This window comes from Flavobacterium sp. FG68, assembly GCF_057808895.1.
On the sequence record NZ_JBMDIY010000012.1, the window covers coordinates 88765 to 108466 of the forward strand.

Below are 19702 nucleotides of genomic sequence, written 5' to 3' on the forward strand. Positions count from 1 at the left end.
AAATGTGTTTTTTTATCAATCTTAGAATTCTAAATTCACTCCAACAGAAGTCGTTCTTGGCACAGGATAACGTCCTAAATCAATTCCGCTTAAGGTTATATTCTGATCTAAATTTCCAAGAGCAGGGTCAAAGCCCGTATATTTTGTAAACGTGTATAAATTTTGAACGTTTACATACAATCTTACTTTAGAGATAAAAGAGTTATCGAATATTTTATTTGGTAAATCGTAGCTTAACGAAACATTCTGAATTCTTAAATACGAACCATCTTCCACAAATCGGTTCGAAATTCTTCCGTTACCATTTGGGTCGTTAAGTGTAATTCTTGGCACATCTGTATTTTCGTTTACGCCCGGTTCAAAAGCGCGCATGGCCTGAGTGCTTACGTTTCCGAATCTATCGCCAAATCCCGGATAAATTCCATCCGTATAATGACGTGTAAAGTTGTAAATCTGGTTGCCTTGACTTCCGGTTAAAACAACAGATAAACTAAGGTTTTTGTATTTAAAATTATTGGTAAATGCATAAGTAAAATCAGGAATTGCACTTCCTATAGCTGTTTGATCTTTACTGTCAATTTTTCCATCGCCGTTAAGATCCTTAAAACGAATATCTCCAATTCCAGTTCCGGTTTCCTGAGTTGGCCCTGCAGCTAATTCAGCAGCATTTTTAAACAAACCATCCGTTACATATCCGTAAAATTGTCCAACTGGTTCACCTTCTGTAGTTCTGGTAACGGTATATAAATCAAATTGTACTTTTCCTAATAAAGATTTTCCTTCGCCTTGAAAGCTGGTCAGTTCGTTATTGTATTTTGAAAAGATAACCGTACTGTCCCAAGTAAAATTTTCTGTAGAAATATTTCTTGTATTCAGCGTAAGCTCGATTCCTTTTGTTACAATTTCACCTGTATTCAGGTAATAATTAAGGGCACTTTGATTGGATTCATCGTTGATTTGTTTGGTTAAGAAATCAGATGAATTTTTAATATAATAATCAAAATCTAATTTTACTCTGTTGTTCAGCATTGCCAATTCAAAACCAGCATTGAACGATTTAAGAGATTCCCATTTAATATCCGGATTTCCTAAATTGTCAATGGTTGGCGAAACGCCTCCAAAAGGAGAAGAAAGCAATGTTAGAATAGTCTGGTATCTGTTTGCCGGAATATTTTGATTTCCTACCAAACCGTAACCTGCTCTAAATTTTAAGTAATTAATACTGTTTGATAAAGGCTCAAAGAATTTTTCGTTACTAACTGTCCATCCTCCCGAAAATGAAGGGAAATAACCCCATTTATTATTTGGGCCAAAATTTGACGAAGCATCTGCTCTTAAAGAAGCAGAGAAAGAATATCTATCAGAAAAGCTGTAGTTCAATCTCGAAATATAAGATGACATAGACCATCTTCCAGAACCATTTCCGTTCAGTGCCGTATCAATATCACCAATGTTTAAGTTGGTAAAATCTTTATTTAAAAACTCTCCGGTTCTGTAACCGCTGATATATTCATATCGGCTTTCCTGCGCTTCCTGACCTAATAAGAAAGTAAAGTTATGTTTCTCGTTTAATGTTTTATTATAGGTTAAATAATTTTTGATGTTCCAATAATAACTTTGATCTTGTTGTTTGAATGATTTATTTAAAAGCTCAGACACATTTCCTAAAGTATACTTTGGGGCAAAAGTGGCACTTTTTGAAAAGTTTAAATCGTATCCTAACTCTGTTCTAAAAACCAATCCTTTGATCAGTGTAAAATCAGCAAATAAATTACCGTTGATTTTAAATCTTTCTGTAGTTGAATTATTGTATTCAGACAAAGCAATTGGGTTTGTTGCCTCATTTGCCGAAGATCCTAAACCTGTTGTTGGTCCTGCATAAGAACCATCTGGAGTTCTAACCGGTAATTCTGGGGATTGTCTTAAAGCGTTCATTACTAAACCGCCTCGGTCATCGTTTCGAACTACTTGCTGAGACGATTTACTTACAGATAAGCTGTTACCAATTTTTAACCATGATTTTACATTAGAATCAACATTTAAACGCATCGATAATCTGTTGAAATCTGAATTTAAAACAATTCCTTCCTGATCAAAATAGTTCAAAGAAGTATAAAAACGCGTTCCTTCTTTTTCTCCCGAAAATGACAATTGGTGATTGTACATGGTAGCCGTTCTAAAAAGTTCGTCCTGCCAGTTGGTTCCGTTTCCTAATAAATCTGGTTTTTGATATTGAAAAGGAACTGGTTCACCATTTAATTTGTAAATTTTTGCCTGATATTTAGCATATTGAGGTAAGTTTAAAACATCAACCGTGTTGGTTATTTCCTGAGTTCCTAAATAGGTTTCGTAGGCAAATTTTGATTTTCCTTTCTTTCCTTTTTTAGTTGTAATTAAAACCACACCGTTTGCACCATTTGCACCATAAATTGCCGTTGCCGATGCATCTTTTAAAATGTCGATAGTTTCGATATCTGAAATATTCAAACCAGACAAAGCCGAGTTTTTAGTTTGTCCGTTTCCACCGCCCAATGCGCTGAATGAAAAAGTTTCGTTGTTTTTATCTGCAAAAACCGGAGTTCCGTCAATAACATACAAAGGTTCATTTCCGTTAATAGAAGTAATTCCTCTAATCTGCACCGAAATTCCACCTCCCGGCGTTCCTGAATTTTGAGTAACGTTTACCCCCGCAGCTTTACCTACAAGCGCCTGATCAATAGAGACAAAAGGCTTGTCCTGAATTTCAGAAGCTTTGATAGAAGAAACGGCTCCATTAATATCTTTTCGTTTTGAAGTTCCGTATCCAATTACGACTACTTCATTTAATTTCTCCAGATCGTTTACCATCGTGATCTGCATAATTGCTTTTGTATCTGCCGGAATTGACAAATTTTTATATCCTACATAACTAAAAAGCAGCAACGCTTTTGGTTCTACATTGTTTAAAACGAAGCTTCCGTCAAAATCGGTAACCGTTCCGTTTTTTGTTCCTTGTACTATTACACTAACACCCGGAAGGTTGGCTCCGCCAGATGTTACTTTACCTTTAACAGTTTGTGCGTAGAAAAAATTTCCCCACATACATACTATTAAACACAATAGTTTTTTTAATGTTCTTTTCTGCATAAAATTTGGTTGTTAGTTTAATTGAAATAATTAGTTAATCGTTAAGTTTTAGAAAAACATTTAAAATTTTGATCTTCTGCTGGTTGATTGTTTTGAGTTTTGGCAGGAAGATTTTTTTCTTAAATATTTCTTAACGAAAGTAAATTGTAGAGGTGTTGTATTGTAGAACAGATGTTGCATATTGTGCAACAGATGATGCAAAAAAAGCATCTGAACCCTTATTATAAGCCAAATAAGCTGTTTATGCAGAAAAACAAGTGCTGAGGTATTGCTAAAAATTTTACTTAAAAAATAGTGTTTGTTTAAAAAAGAACAGGAATATTTTTGATATGTTGATTTTTATTGGAAGTCAAAAGCTACGGTTTTTGAAAAAATTGACTGACAAAAAAAGAGCTTCAGTTTTTATACCGAAGCTCTTTAGTAATTAGTTTTTGTATAGTTTTATTCTTTTGTCTTTTTTTCCTGATTGGGTAAATGACCGTATTTAACTTTATAACATTTTGCAAAATAGGAGGGAGAAGTAAACCCAACTTTATAACTTATTTCATTAATATTATTATTGCCTTGTTCAATCAATTGTTTTGCTTTTTCTAAACGTACATTTCGAATAAATTCGTTAACAGAAACGCCTGTCAATGTTTTAATTTTTCGATACAGCTGACTTCTGCTTAAGTAAATTTTTGAAGATAAAAGTTCAACAGTCAATTCTGGTTCGCTGATATTTTCATTGATGAAATGCAGAATTTTTTGAATGAAATCATTGTCCAGCGATGTTGTTTTATCTTTTCCTTGTTTGGTGATTCCGCTGTAAAATTTCTTAAACATAATTTGTCTGCTTGTAATAAGCTGTGCCAGACTTGATTTTAAAATATCCAGTTCAAATGGTTTGCTCAAATACATATCTGCACCAGAATCGATTCCTTCTAATCTATCTTTTACCATTGCTTTTGCCGAAAGCATTAATAACGGAATATGACTTGTTTTTAAATCTCCTTTTATGTTTTTACACAACTGCAGTCCGTCCATAACGGGCATAATAACATCGGTAATAATTAAATCCGGTAATTTCTGCACCGCAAGTTCATAGCCTTTTTTACCGTTTTCGGCTGTAATCACTTTGTATGATTTGCTTAATTCTTCTTTTAAATAATTACGCAATTCAGGATTATCCTCCACAATCAAAACTGTATATGATTTTGCCTTTTCTTCTTCAGCATTGTCAATGATTTCAGTCGTAAAATCATCTTCATCTGTTTGATTATTAACAGGCTCAAATAAAAATTGGTTTTTGTTTTTTTCTATTTTGAAAACCTCATTAACGATTTCATTTTTCTTATAAAGAGAATTTCCTAAAGGAAATGTTACTTTAAATTTTGTGCCTTCGCCAACTTCACTTTCCACTTCAATTTTTCCTTTATGAAGTTCAATAAATTGTTTTACAACTTCTAAACCAATTCCGGTGCTGCCGTAATAATCTTTGTTGACATTATTAACCTGATAAAATCGGTCAAAAATTCTATTCAAATCTTTTTTGCGAATTCCAGATCCTGTGTCTGTAATAGTTATAGAGAATGAAGGAACTTTTTCTCCATAAATGATCAAAGCATTTTCTGTTTCAGATGTATCTATAGCAATAGTTATTGAACCATTATCCGGCGTAAATTTGAATGCATTTGAAATAATATTAAAGAGTATTTTTTCCAGCATTTTAGGATCGAGCCAGTCTTCGAGTTCATCCTGCGATGATTCAAAATTTACTTTAATGTTTCGGGCAGCTGCTTCTTCATTAAAATAACCAATAATTCCTTCTGTAAAAGCTACGACTTCAATTTTCTTCGCCTGAAGCGAAATTTTATTGAATTCTAATTTATTAAAATCCATAAGCTCATTAATCAATCTGGAAAGTCTGTCAGAGCTTTTGTGTACGATTTTTAATTTGTTATGTATTTCAGGAGATATTTTTTTACTTTTTAAAATGTCTTCCAGAGGATTAATAATCAGCGTTAAAGGTGTTCTGAATTCATGCGAGATATTGGTAAAAAACTGTAATTTTTTATTGTTTAATTTCTCTAACTGAATGGTTTTTTCTTTTTCTAAAATGATAGCCTGTTTCGCTTTAAAACGATTTTGATAAATCTTATTAAGATATATAATCAGGAAAATTAGAATAGAAGCATAGATTAAATAAGCCCAGATTGTTTTCCACCACGGCGGCAGGATTTTTATTTTTAATTCTAATTGGTTATCGCTCCAGGAACCATCTGCATTGGCCGATTTTACTTTAAAAGTATAATTGCCCGGCGCAAGATTTGTATAGGTTGCCGTTCTGTTATTTCCGGCATAATTCCAGTCTTTTTCAAAACCTTCAAGATAATAAGCGTATTGATTTTTTTTAGAATAATTGTAGTTAATGCCCACATATTCAATCGTAAAAACCGATTGTGTGTAGTTAAGCGTAATTTCTTTAGTCTGCGAAATTACTTTGGTCAACGGCGAAGCCTCTTCATTTGGTTTTACAGATCGATTGAATAATTTAAAATCACTGAAATACAATCTTGGTGCTTTTTCGGCCTTTTTAATTTCGTTTGGATTAAAATAATTTACGCCTTCATAGCCGCCAAAATAGAGTTCTCCATTTCCATCTTTAAAAACGGCATTATTATTAAAATCATTATCAATAAGACCATCGTCTTTATTAAAATTGGTGCTTTTTTTATTTTTAAAATCGAGTTTTGTTAAACCAGATCCCCCGCTTACCCATAAAGAACCGTTATTGTCTGAAATTATCGCACGAACAGATTTCTCTTTAAAACCCGGAAAATCATCATAATTAGAAAATGTCTTATTTTTTTTATTGTAACTAAACAATCCCTGACCGTCAGTTCCTAACCAAATTGTTTTATCGTTAGATTCATAAATGGATAAAATAGTCTGAATGCTGTTATGCTTATTAATGCCGCTGAACATGGCGTCACGCATTTTTGTGACTTTAAAATTCGATTCGTCTTTTAAATTTACCTGATACAATCCTAAAATTGTTCCAACCCAAAGCACATTATCTGAATCAACAAAAACTTTACGAATAAAAGCATTGTCTAAAGCATTTTCGGCAAATGGTTTAGAATCGCAATGTACAAATGTGCTGGTTTTATTGTCAAAATAATGCAGTCCTTTTATAAAAGTTCCAATCCAGATTCGGCCTTTTGAATCTTCCGAAAAGCTGAAAATTCGATTGGATGTTAATCTAGATGTATTGGCTGTATTGTAATTGATGAATCTGGTTGTTCCATTTTTTAAAAAATAGATACCGCGATCCCAGCTTCCAATCCAGATATTTTGTTTACTGTCTATAAATATCGTTTGAATGTCAATCGCATCTAAACCAGAGTAATAGCTTTGATTGTTTTGATTGACGTGAATATAACTTTTATCGGTAAGATTATAAATATCAAGTCCGCCGCCTTCATTGCTTATTAATAAATTTCCTTTTTTATCTTTTATAACCGAAGTTACAAAGCTGGTCTGTAAAGAATTATCATTATTGACAAGTGATTCAAGCGAATTAAATTTATTATTCGGTTTATCAAAAACACCAAGTCCTTTATTGAAATATCCTAACCAAAGGCGTTTTTCTTTGTCTTCGTATAACGACCACACAGAATTAGATTGTAAACTGAAACTATTGTATTTACTATGCAGGTATTTTTTAAGCACTTGCCCTTTATAATTTACAACCAGTAATCCGTCATTTTCAGTACCGCAAACAATGTAATCCAGACTGCTTTTTACAATCGATAAGATTTTGTTTTTGGTAATGGCGTACTTTTCAAATTGATAATTATCGGTTTCAGGTTTAATTTTTATCAGACCATTTTCTGTCGTTCCCAACCAGATATAGCCAAATTGATCTACAACAAGACTTTCTATATCGTCCAGCAAAGGTTCTCTTTTAAATTTATCTTTATAAACCTGTTTTACTTTTCCGTTTAAATCAATTTCTAAAAGACCGTAACTGGTTCCTAAATAAATAATACCCTGCTTATTTTTTACCGAAGATTTTATTAGAAAATTAGGTTTTTCCAAAACTTTTGACTGAACTAAAGTTACTTTTAAAGTCTTAGTATTCAATTTGAATAACCCGAAACCATACGCGCCTAAGAACAAATTGCCGTTATTATCTTCAATAATTGTTTTTACGGTAATAGGTTCGCTGTATCCTTTTCGTATTACATCTTCAATATTGATTTTGGTAAAATTATCTAAATCCCTGTTGTATAAACATAAACCTTCATCTGTGCCCACCCAAAGATTATTTTTAGAATCTATAAAAGTGGTGTAAATAAAGTTACTGTTTACAGAGCCGGGTTTTTTATCATACTTATATCCAAAATAATTTACGCCGTCATATCGGTATAAACCAGCGCCGTTTGTGCCTATCCAGATAAAACCGTTATTATCCTGAATGATAGAAGAAACAGCTCTTTTTGAAGTAGTTTCCTGTATGCTTCTAAATTGATAGCTGTCAAATTTGCCTTGTGAAAACAGGCAGTTTGTAAGCAAAAAGAAGCATACAAGAATATATTGGATATTTTTCATTTGCATTTTTAATGTGGTTATTGGTCAATTTTAAAATAAAATAAAATTTGCAATTGATTTTATTTTAAGCATATACGAAACAATATTAATAAAACTAAATTGAACCTTTACTTTTTTATAGAAATTTAGCCTGTCACCAAAAAAACCTGAGCCGATTAATAACCTTAAAAAGGTATTATCGTACTCAGGTTATTAGGTTGTTTGCTTAAGAATAAATCCAGATGCTTCGGACAATGGCATTGGCTTAAGCTTTTAAAAAATAAAATTATTGTTAATTAAATCCGTTTTTATCTGCGTCTTTACGAAGTAAATCTGTTTTATCCGCGTCAAAATTAGACGCTGATTTTACTGATTCGCTAAAGCGAAAACGCTGATAAAAACAGATTTTTCTAATTATTTTAGTTCAAACTTAGTCGTAAGTCCTTCATTTGAATTCCAGCCCACCATAACATTAAACAATCCCGGTTCTACTAAAAATTTACCATCGTTGTCATAAAAACCAAGTTCCTTATCAGTTAAGGTAAAATGAATTGTTTTGGTTTCTCCTTTTTTTAATTCAATAAGTTCAAAACCTTTTAATTCTTTTACAGGCCTAACAATACTGGCAACAGGATCATTTAGGTACAATTGAACAACTTCTTTTCCGTCAAAATTTCCGGTATTGGTAACATCAACAGAAACCTCGATTTTTTCTCCTTTTTGGAAAGAAGCTTTTGCAATTTTTAGATTTTTATAAGCGAAAGAAGTATAACTTAATCCGTAGCCAAAAGGATATAAAGGTGTTTTTTCCACATCTGAATAATGCGACCAAAAAACATTTTGATCTTTATCTGTAGGTCTTCCGGTATTGTATAAATTATAATAAATAGGGCATTGGCCTACATTTCTTGGGAAAGACATTGGCAGTTTTCCACTTGGATTATAATCTCCGTATAAAACCTGTGCAACTGCATTTCCGGTTTGAGTTCCTAAATGCCACGCTTCAACAATAGCAGGAATATGCTCTGCAGCCCACGGAATACTCAACGGACGTCCGTTATTTAAAACCAAAACAATATTTGGATTCACTTTATAAACTTCTTCTAATAATTGCTGCTGATTTCCAGGTAAACCTAATTCAGTTCTGCTTCGTCCTTCACCACTTTGAAAACCAATTTCACCCAAAACCATTACGACAACATCGGCATTTTTTGCAGCTGTTTTTGCAGCTTCAAATCCAGAAAAATCAGTAGTATTCAATTTTACTTCGTCTAAAAAGGATTGCTTATTTACAGCGACATCTGTTCCTTTTTCATACACTAACGAGTTGTCTTTATATTGCTGCATTCCTTCTAAAACAGAAACGGCTGTATTATCATCAGCAGCAATTCTCCAGCTTCCTAACGGACTGTTTTTATCATTTGCCAAAGCACCAATTAAAGCGATTTTAGCTCCTGATTTTTTTAAAGGCAAAAGGTTTTTATCATTCTTCAATAAAACAATTGATTTTTTTGCCATGTCCAAAACGCCGTCATTATTAGATTTGCTGCCAATGTTTGCTTTTTCACGGTCTTCATCACAATATTTATACGGATTGTCAAATAAACCTAATTCGAATTTTACACGAAGTATTCTGCGTACAGCATCGTCAATCACACTTTCTTTAACCGATCCGTTTTTTACCAGTTTAGCCAATTCTGAGACATAAACATTAGATTCCATATCCATATCAGAACCTGCAATGGCTGCTTTTTTAGCCGCATCGGCAGCATCTGCAGCGTAACCGTGTGTAATCATTTCGCCTATAGAAGCCCAGTCAGAAACTACAAAACCTTTAAATCCCCAGGCACCTTTTAAAATATCTCTTTGTAAAAAGACGTTTCCGGTTGCAGGAACTCCATTTAATGTATTAAAGGAATTCATAAAAGTTCGGATTCCTGCATCGACAGTTGCTTTAAAAGGCGGTAATACGGTATTATAAAGCTTTGAATTACTCATATCAACGCTGTTGTATTCTCGTCCGGCTTCTACAAAACCATAAGCGGCAAAATGCTTTGCGCAAGCTATAATGGAGTTATTATCGAATTTTTCGCCTTGAAAACCTTTTACTCTTGCCGTAGCAATTTTACTTCCTAAATAAGGATCTTCACCAGCGCCTTCCATAACGCGTCCCCAGCGTGCATCATTGGCTACATCAACATTTGGTGCAAAAGTCCAGTTTAATCCGGAAGCCGAAGCTTCAAGCGCAGCCACACGAGCCGAATTTTTAATGGCTTCTAAATCCCAGCTTGCAGATTCTGCGAGCGGAATAGGGCTTAGGGTTTTATAACCATGAATTACATCAAAACCAAATAGTAACGGAATCCCAAGACGGGTTTCTTCAACGGCAATTTTTTGTACGGCTCGAACTTCTTTAACACCTCGAACGGTTAACATAGAACCAACCCATCCTTTTTTTATATTGTTGTATTTTTCTTCATTAGATCCAGATTCTGGTTTTGGTCCGGTAACATCCCATGAACCGTTGTATTGATTCATTTGTCCAACTTTTTCTTCTAATGTCATTTCTTTCATCAAAAGTGTAATGCGGTCTTCAATAGGTTTATTAGCATCCATATGTTTTTTGGTTTGAGCGTAACTGTTTCCATAAACGATTAGCACTAAAAATGCATATCTTTTAATTTGTTTTTTCATCATTGTGTTTTTGGTTTTATATTAGATAGTTTGAATACAAGGTTGTAAATGTAGTTTTTGCAGTATTAATTAGAATAATAGATTTGAAGCATTATATGATAGAAATGATGTATTTGTATTCTTTTCTGATCAAATAAGCAGTAAAGAGAGCTGTATCAATAACAGATTCTAAAAGTATCACGAGCCATCTTCGATTAAAATATCGATGTCCCATATTGTCAAGACATTAGGCCATATATCCATTTTTTCAGATTTTTTATTTCTTGAAATTTGCCAGCGTTACCACCAATACATTATACGATACTGTTATGAAGACCAGATCGAGAAGAATATTTATAAAACAAACAGGGCTTGCGCTGGGTGCAGTAATGCTGCCTTTGAGTTTGGTTTCGTTTAAAAAACAATATACTATGAAGGATGTTTCTTTTTTTGATGTTATTATTATCGGGGGAAGTTATGCCGGACTATCTGCAGGGATGGCTTTGGGCAGGGCACTCAAAAAGGTTTTAATTATTGACAGCGGTTATCCCTGTAATATACAGACGCCGCATTCACATAATTTCCTGACTCAGGATGGTATAGCACCAAAAGAGATTGCAGCTCTTGGTAAAGATGAAGTCTTAAAATACGAAACTGTGCAGTTTCATGAGGGAGAGGCTGTGATGGCCAGCAAGGTGAGCGGCGGATTTGAAGTCTGTATGCTCTCAGGAATTATATTTAAAGCCAAGAAGCTTATTTTTGCCAGCGGGATTAGGGATATTCAGCCTCAATTGAATGGTTTTTCAGCCTGTTGGGGTAAATCTATAATTCATTGCCCTTTCTGTCATGGATACGAGGTTAAAAACAGACCCACAGGAATTCTTGGAAATGGGGATGCGGGATTTGAATTCGCCAAAATGATTTCGAACTGGACACAGGATCTGATTTTGTTTACCAATGGTCCTTCTACGCTTACACCAATTCAGATGCAAAAAATACAATCATATAATATTAGCATTATTGAAAAGCCAATTGCTTATTTTGAACATAAAGAAGGTTATCTGGAGCATATTGTGTTTTCGGATTTAACAGACTATCCTTTGAAGGTTTTATATGCCAAACTGCCTTTTGTACAGAAAAGCGTACTGCCTTTAGCTCTTGGTTGTGATTTCACGGCTCAGGGACTTATAAAAGTTAATGAATTTCAGAAAACATCTGTATATGGTATATCTGCATGTGGTGACAGTGCAAATCCGCTGCGATCTGTTTCCAATGCTGTTGCGTCTGGCACGGTAGCAGGAGCTATGATAAATAAGGAACTTACAGATGATACTTTTTAATTAATATCGACTACGATTATGCCAAGTAAAGGTCAGAAACTTGAGAATCCTCACACGGGTGATACTTACGAATTTTTAGAAACGGCTGCCGATACCAATGGAAATTATATCAAGGTGATGGTTACTTTGAAATCAAAAGGAGTCAGGATGCCAGATCATATCCATACCATACAGGATGAGTTTTTTGAGGTACTGTCCGGTAAATTGACGGTTATAGACAGGGGAGAGAAAATAATTATTTATCCGGGCGGAGAACGTTTTTTCCCAAAAGACCGTCCGCACAATCATTATAACAATCATCTGGGCAAAGTGATTTTTATCCAGACTGTTTCTCCGGCGCTGGACTTTGATTATTTGCTGGAAACCCTGCACGGACTCAGCTGTGATGGTAAAATTAGAAAAGGAAAAATTGGTTTTCTCCAGCAGATGGTACTGCTCAAATATATAGAGAGTAAAAGGGTGCTGGCCGATGTTCCCCTGGGACTTCAGAACGCTCTGGTGAATGCGCTTGCACCCCTTGGGCGTATTTTAGGGTATAGAGCGGTCTACAAAAAGTATTCCGGAATAGAGAAATAAAACCGGCGCCTTTACTTATTGCTGCTTCCTGAAATCAGAAGGTTTCAGGCTAGTGGCATTTTTAAAAAATCGGCTGAAATGCCCTGCATCGCGAAAACCCAGTTCATAAGCTATTTCTTTAATTGAAAGCGTTGTATAGGTAAAAAGCCGTTTGGCTTCCATTATAATGCGGTCCTGAATAATGACCGAAGGGGAGCTGTAATTAAATCCATTAAAAATTCGGGTAAGCGTTTTGGGTGTTTTGTGAAGCTGCCCTGCGTAATAGCGTACCTGATGCTGGTTTTTAAATTCTTTATCGACCAGAATATTAAACTGTCTTATAAGATCAAATTTTTCTTCCTCATAAATTTTCCCCGCCAGATACTGTTCTTTGGCGAGCCGGGTAGTTAAAATGATAAGTCTTTTGAGGAGCATCTGCAGCATATCGGTCTGAATGGTGTCGATGGTTTGAAATTCTTCAATAAAGAGCTGCTTTAATGCATTAAATTTTTCCCGGCAGTCTTCTTTCAGACTTAAGAACTGATTTCCTCTAAAACCAAAAAACAGCACGCCAAAACAGCTGATTTCAAAATTGCTGTCCACATTGCAGTAAAAATCTCTTGAATACTGCCAGGCCGTGATCTGCTCCGGTTTTTCAAAACTGTAATCCTGAGCAGAAACCAGCGGTATAATACTATAAGGAGGAAACTCATGAAGTTCCCCATTAATGACAATTTGCTGGGACTGTTCCCCATTAAGGGCAATGGTGAGCAATAAGTCTTCATTGAGTCCATTTTTATTGAAATAAGATGGCGTGGATTCCTGATGTGTAAAAATCAGTTTGGCTTTGGTCTTTGGACAATGGTGTATAAGCTGCATATATCAATGGATTATTGGTGCTGCGGCTGCAAAACTATTGATAATCTGTTCAAAAAAATGAAATTGGGAAAATTCGTCAAGTCTTTGAGAAATATGTCCCACTCTTTTTGCAGAATCCCTATTTAGATTTGCATGCATTAAAAGTTAAACCCTAAATTATTACTAATGAAAACACTGCCATTTTCCTTTATCAGGACTTCTTTTTTTGTCCGGCCTGTGATGATAAAAATTCCATTGGGACCACCGCCCCTTGATGATCTGCTGCCGAAGTTTTTTGTAAACCCAAAAGGCCCTTAAAATTACAATGAAAAATTCAGAATTTATCTTTAAAAAATCTAAAAAAATACCTGTATGAAAACAACCTTTAAAATCTCTTTATTTTCTTTTCGTTTTTTAGCCGCAGCCTTTGTCAGTGTTTTGTTTGCTGTGGCCTGCAGCAGTGAACCTTCTGATGTCGAAACGGATCCAAAGGAAGAAGTTACAACCCCGGCCGAGCCAGTAAACAATCCAGCTGCTGATCCGCTGGCGTGCAGAAAGAAGCCAAGCCAGATTATCTACGGTCTTCATAAAATCGATGTGAAGTACAATGATAAGGATCAGGTGGTTGAATTTACAACCAATATGGTCAATGACAGAAAACTTTCTGATCCGCCGATTAAGACAGTTTATACTGTTAGCTATAATGCACAGGGCAAGCCCGAGAAAGTAAACAAGTCAACTGCAGACAAGGCTGATGGCTATTATGTTTTGGAATACAATACTAAGGATCAGTTAAGCAAACAATCAGAGTATGATGCAGAGGGTAAACTGGTGTATTACACCAACGCGGAGTATGACGCCGCTGGTCTACTAAGCAAGATTACCACTTTTAAACAAGGCAATGATAATGGTATGGATTTGAGTAATACTTATGAATTCAATGATGGCAATCTGATTAAAAAGACAACCAAGAATTTGTTTGACAATGATTCCAAGGAATACTACAACGCAGATTACAAGTATACCTATGAGGATAAAGAAATTAAAGTAAAGCCAATTTTTGACGGCCCTTTAGGACTGCGTATTTTGGCCAATATTGCGCAGAGCCCTACGCTGCAGTACCAGTCTGTGGATTACATTGCACAGTATTTTCAGGTGCATGAAGCAAGTGCCAGCAAAAATATGCTTAAAAATATTGAAATTATTGCCCACCGTTACGGAACACGTGATACAACGAACATTGATTATTCTTACGAGTATGACGCCGATGGGTTTCCTACGTTTGAAAAAGCAGTATTAAAAAACATTACAAGACGGAAGTCCAATGGTTTGTTTGGTGCTGAGATCATTACCACAACACCTCATAACCAAACTGTGAAATTAAGTATTGAATACAAATGTAAGTAAGTAAACCATCTTCCAAGTAAAAGCTCCTGCTGTGTCAGGAGCTTTTTTTTGTCTTTTTTTTATGGGTTTGGAAAGTTATTTTATGCTTTAAAGACTTTTCAAAGATTATTGTAAAATAGATAATTTACCTCTATCTTATATTTTAAATGTGTTTTACTTCGTTTTTCAAAAAAGTAATATTTTTTTAATGTTTTATTCTTTTCTTAAAATTTATAGCAAATCATTTTACATTTAATAATCATCTTACTTCTTACAAATACTTTTTTTAAATAAAACTTAGTATTGTGGCCATAAAATTTAATTAATATTTTTTTTACAGCTATTTTTTTTGATATTATCAATATAAATATTACACAACCGATTGTGTTGTATTTGTTTTTTGTTATATTTGTTTCAAATACACTTATTGAATAAGTTGATATTTGACTTCATTTAAATCAATTTTAGGATTAACATTTTATCATAAATCGCTGAAGAGCGGTTATTAAAATTCGGGCATTATTTAAACTTATACAACAAATTTAATTATAGTAATGAGTGTTAATCTTACAGTTACCTTATACTGGTTTTAGGTTTGTTAGTTGAAGCCGGGAGGCATTCTCCCGGCTTTTAATATTTTCTAATAAATAAAGAGTATATAAAATGATTAAAAGGAATATCTTTTTTTTGACAGCAATAATAGGTTTGTGTTTTTTTGAAGGAACAGCTCAAAGTGCGAATCCGAAAAAAATGCAGTCTAAAAAAACCGCTGTTTTTTCTAATGTTAGTTATGTTGGTGACGATCAGGTTTATAATGACAACCCATTAAAACCGGATGAATTTTATACGCCAATTTTACAAGGCTGTTATCCTGATCCTGCCATTACAAAAAAAAGCGATGATTATTATATGGTCTGTTCTTCTTTTGCCATGTTTCCTGGTGTACCCATTTTTCACTCTAAAGATTTAGTAAACTGGACAGATTTGGGTGGTGTTTTAAATAATGTTGCAGAGTTTAATCCGCATAATACGGGAATCAGCGAAGGCGTTTATGCTCCCGGAATTACTTATAATCCGCATAATGATACCTTCTATATGATTGTGACCGCATTTTCCGGCGGACTGGGAAATATTATTGTGAAGACAAAAGATCCTGTGAAAGGCTGGGGAAGTCCTATAAAATTAGACTTTGGCGGTATCGATCCTTCCATCTTTTTTGATGATAACGGCAAAGGTTATATTGTTCATAATGATGCGCCGGATAAAGGAAAAGAATTGTATGAAGGACATCGTGTTATAAAAGTTTGGGAGTACGACCTTAATACAGATAAAGTAATTCCCGGAACTGATAAAATTATTGTAGACGGAGGAGTAGATCTTTCTAAAAAACCAATCTGGATTGAAGCGCCGCATTTATACAAAAAGAACGGAAAATATTATTTAATGTGTGCCGAAGGAGGAACAGGAGACAACCACAGCGAAGTTATTTTTATAAGTGATACTCCGAAAGGGCCTTTCAAACCGTCATCAAATAATCCGATACTTACGCAGCGTTATTTTCCAAATGACAGAACTAATCAAGTAGACTGGACGGGTCATGCTGATTTAATTCAAGGTCCGAATAATAAATATTACGGTGTTTTTTTAGGCATTCGCCCAAATAATCAGAATAGGGTGAATACAGGGAGAGAAACTTTTATACTGCCTGTAGACTGGTCTGGTGATTTTCCTGTTTTTGAAAACGGATTAATTCCAATGCAGCCAAAATTAAAAATGCCAGCGGGAATTACAAATAAAACAGGAAAAGATGGATTTTTTCAGAACGGAAATTTCACGTTTACCGAAAATTTTACCTCAAAAAAATTAGACTATAGATGGATTGGATTAAGAGGCCCGCGCGAAAACTTTATTTCACAGACTAAAAAAGGCTTAGAAATAACACCTTTTGAAGTAAACATTAAAGAAGTTAAACCCACTTCTACACTTTTTTACAGACAGCAGCACAACACATTTTCATTTACTGCCACAGTTGATTACAAACCAGAGTCAGAAAAGGATTTAGCCGGTATTGTTTGTCTTCAGAATGAGCGTTCTAATTATGTATTTGGAATCACAAAAAAAGGAAATGATACTTTTATTTTATTAGAAAGAACAGAAAAAGGACAATCAAAAATTATAGCAAGTGCTAAAATCAAAATAACAAATTCATTACGTCTGCAGGTAAAAGCCAAAGGAGACCGCTATGAATTTAGTTATGCTGCCAACGGCGTTGATTTTGAAAACTTAGGCGGAGCAGTTTCGGGAGATATTCTTTCAACCAATATCGCCGGAGGTTTTACGGGAGCATTGATCGGTTTATATGCTACGGCTGTCAATGATGCGCATCCGGAATAGTTGTTCATTTTTAAATCTTCAAACCAAAAACAAATTTGTAAATAATGAAATCAATAAGCAGGTTTTTAAAATTCGTAATTCTTTTTTTAATAGTCCAAAAAGGATATTCTCAAGATTCAGATTTTCATATTTATTTGAGTTTAGGACAATCCAATATGGAAGGTTACGCTAAAATTGAACCGCAGGATAAAGTTAATGTTAATCCGCGTTTTCAGGTTTTAGCTACAGTCGACTGTCCTGAAATGGAACGTGAAATGGGAAAATGGTATACAGCAGTTCCGCCTTTGTGCAGATGTACAACCGGACTTACTCCAATAGACTATTTTGGAAGAACGATGATATCTAATCTTCCTGAGAAAATAAAAGTTGGCGTTATAAATGTTGCTGTTGGAGGCTGTAAAATAGAACTTTTTGATAAAGATAATTTTGAAACGTATGTTGCAGGTTCTCCGGATTGGCTAAAAAACATTGTAAAAGAATACGACGGAAATCCATATGCAAGATTAGTAGCAATGGCAAAAATTGCGCAGAAAACTGGTGTTATAAAAGGTATTTTACTGCATCAGGGAGAGTCGAATACAGGTGATACGCTTTGGCCCAAAAAAGTAAAAATTGTATATGATAATTTAATAAAAGACTTAAATCTCGATCCTAAAAAAGTACCGTTACTTTCTGGAGAAACCGTAAATGAAGATCAGAACGGTAAATGCGGCAGTATGAATACCATAATTGCAAAACTGCCTCAGGTTATACCAAATTCCTATGTTATTTCTTCAAAAGGATGCAAGGCTGAACCTGATTTTTTACATTTTAATGCGGATGGTTACAGAGAATTAGGCAAACGTTATGCGGAGAAAATGTTGTCATTATCCGGTTATGTATTATCTAACGGAAAAGAACCTTTTATAGTTCAGGCTCCACTTGGATTTGATGTGGCTGACCCAAATGCAAAACAAGGAAAAATCGAGACCGTAACTTACGAATCTAAAACGGTAGGTTCAATTAGAAAAGCGACTGTTTATACACCGCCGGGATTCAACAAAAAGAAAAAATATCCTGTTTTATACCTTTTACATGGAATAGGAGGCGATGAAAAAGAATGGCTGAACGGAGGAAATCCGCAGGTTATATTAGATAATCTTTATGCCGAAGGAAAAATTGAACCTATGATTGTCGTGATGCCAAATGGAAGGGCAATGAAAGATGACAGCGCTACAGGAAATATAATGGATCCGGAAAAGGTAAAAGCTTTCAGCGTTTTTGAACAGGATCTTTTAAAGGATTTAATTCCATTTATTGAAAAAAAATATCCGGTTTTAAAAGACAGGGAACACCGCGCCATTGCCGGTTTATCGATGGGAGGCGGACAATCTTTGAATTTCGGATTAGGAAATTTAGATAAGTTTGCCTGGGTAGGAGCATTTTCGGCCGCACCAAATACAAAGCTGCCACAAGAATTACTGCCTAACCCCGAAGAAGCAAAAAAGAAACTCAAACTGCTTTGGATTTCATGCGGCGATAAGGACTGGCTTATAGAAAACAGCTCACGTACACACGATTACTTATTCAAAAATAATGTGCCTCATATTTACTATATCGAACCGGGTGTGCATGATTTTAAAGTATGGAAAAATGGTTTATACATGTTTTCACAGTTTTTATTTAAACCAGTCGATCAGTCAAAATTTGCAGCATATACCATTTTAGGCAATCCTGCCCAGACTAATATCCGTAAAGCTGAATATCCTCAAATATTACCGGATAACAGGGTTATTTTTAAAATCAAAGCCCCGGAAGCCTCAAGATTACAAATTGATTTAGGCAAAAAATACGATATGGTAAGGGATTCAGAAGGATTTTGGACTGTAACAACTAATGTCATAAATCCGGGATTTAATTACTATTCGTTACTTATTGATGGTGTCGCTGTGGCTGATCCGGCAAGTCAATCATTTTATGGTATGGGACGTATGGCAAGCGGTATTGAAATTCCCAATAAAGAAGGGGATTTTTATACCTTAAAAAATGTTCTGCATGGAGAGGTAAGAATCAAACAGTACTTTTCAAAAGTAACCAATTCGTGGCGTGAGATGTATGTTTACACACCGCCCGGTTATGAAAATGCCAGCGAAAAATATCCGGTTTTATATTTATTGCACGGAGGAGGTGAAGATCAGACAGGATGGGCTTCTCAAGGTAAAGCGAATTTAATTTTAGACAATTTAATAGCCGAAAATAAAGCAAAACCAATGCTGATTGTAATGCTTGACGGAAATGTAGCAGGAAGTGCAGGCTTCAATGAAAATGCACTTAAAGCTTTTGAAAATGAATTAAAAACAGAGGCAATACCTTTTGTAGAAAGTAATTTTAAAGCAGCAAAAGATCCTAAAAACAGAGCGCTGGCCGGTTTATCGATGGGAGGATTGCAGACACTTTATGCAGGGATTAAAAATTCAGATATGTTTTCCAGTATTGGTGTGTTTAGTTCAGGATGGTGGGCCAATAATACAGCTTTATCAGAACCTCAATATGAATTTATGAAAAACAATGCAGCAACAATTAATTCAAATATTAGAGAATTATGGATTTCAATGGGCGGTAAAGAAGATATCGCTTATGAAAATTGTAAAATAATGATGAAGAAATTCGACGAGATGGGAGTTAAATATAAATACAGTGAATATCCGGGCGGGCATACCTGGCCGGTATGGAGACACGATTTATTTCAGTTTGCCCCATTGTTATTCAATTGAAATCTTTTTTTTAAGATAACCAGCGTCCGAAAGTAATAGGAA

Annotated in this window: 9 protein-coding genes; 5 read left to right on the forward strand and 4 right to left on the reverse strand. The window is 34.7% G+C overall.

Annotated elements, in window-relative coordinates:
* Window positions 1-21: 21 nt before the first annotated feature.
* The 3 genes from ACODSB_RS09840 to bglX form a co-directional block, all read right to left on the reverse strand.
* Window positions 22-3126, reverse strand: a complete 3105-nt coding sequence (locus ACODSB_RS09840) for a SusC/RagA family TonB-linked outer membrane protein (RefSeq protein ID WP_488936894.1) — start codon at window positions 3124-3126, stop codon at window positions 22-24.
* 441 nt (window positions 3127-3567) lie between these two features.
* Window positions 3568-7722 carry a hybrid sensor histidine kinase/response regulator gene (locus ACODSB_RS09845; RefSeq protein WP_488936895.1) on the reverse strand — a complete coding sequence of 1385 codons (4155 nt, stop codon included), beginning with the start codon at window positions 7720-7722 and terminating at the stop codon, window positions 3568-3570.
* Window positions 7723-8115: 393 nt separating this feature from the next.
* Entirely contained in the window at window positions 8116-10395 is a 2280-nt protein-coding gene (gene bglX, locus ACODSB_RS09850; protein ID WP_488936912.1) for a beta-glucosidase BglX, read from the reverse strand.
* Window positions 10396-10703: 308 nt separating this feature from the next.
* Here bglX and ACODSB_RS09855 point away from each other — a divergent pair, with 308 nt between their 5' ends.
* On the forward strand, window positions 10704-11714 hold the full coding sequence (locus tag ACODSB_RS09855) for an NAD(P)/FAD-dependent oxidoreductase (protein ID WP_488936896.1): 1011 nt from the start codon (window positions 10704-10706) through the stop codon (window positions 11712-11714).
* Between the two features lie 18 nt (window positions 11715-11732).
* Complete coding sequence (locus ACODSB_RS09860; RefSeq protein ID WP_488936897.1) at window positions 11733-12290, forward strand: cupin domain-containing protein; 558 nt, start codon at window positions 11733-11735, stop codon at window positions 12288-12290.
* Between the two features lie 15 nt (window positions 12291-12305).
* Here ACODSB_RS09860 and ACODSB_RS09865 read toward each other — a convergent pair whose 3' ends face one another.
* Window positions 12306-13148 carry a helix-turn-helix domain-containing protein gene (locus ACODSB_RS09865; protein ID WP_488936898.1) on the reverse strand — a complete coding sequence of 281 codons (843 nt, stop codon included), beginning with the start codon at window positions 13146-13148 and terminating at the stop codon, window positions 12306-12308.
* Window positions 13149-13499: 351 nt separating this feature from the next.
* On the opposite strand from ACODSB_RS09865, the gene ACODSB_RS09870 reads away from it, so the two are divergent.
* From ACODSB_RS09870 to ACODSB_RS09880, 3 genes are all read left to right on the forward strand, one after another.
* Window positions 13500-14534: a hypothetical protein gene (locus ACODSB_RS09870; protein ID WP_488936899.1), complete on the forward strand. Its 1035-nt coding sequence runs from the start codon at window positions 13500-13502 to the stop codon at window positions 14532-14534.
* Window positions 14535-15176: 642 nt separating this feature from the next.
* Window positions 15177-16907 (forward strand): glycoside hydrolase family 43 protein, encoded by a 1731-nt coding sequence (locus ACODSB_RS09875; RefSeq protein WP_488936900.1) that lies wholly within the window; start codon window positions 15177-15179, stop codon window positions 16905-16907.
* 44 nt (window positions 16908-16951) lie between these two features.
* Window positions 16952-19660 (forward strand): alpha/beta hydrolase-fold protein, encoded by a 2709-nt coding sequence (locus ACODSB_RS09880; RefSeq protein ID WP_488936901.1) that lies wholly within the window; start codon window positions 16952-16954, stop codon window positions 19658-19660.
* Window positions 19661-19702: the final 42 nt, after the last annotated feature.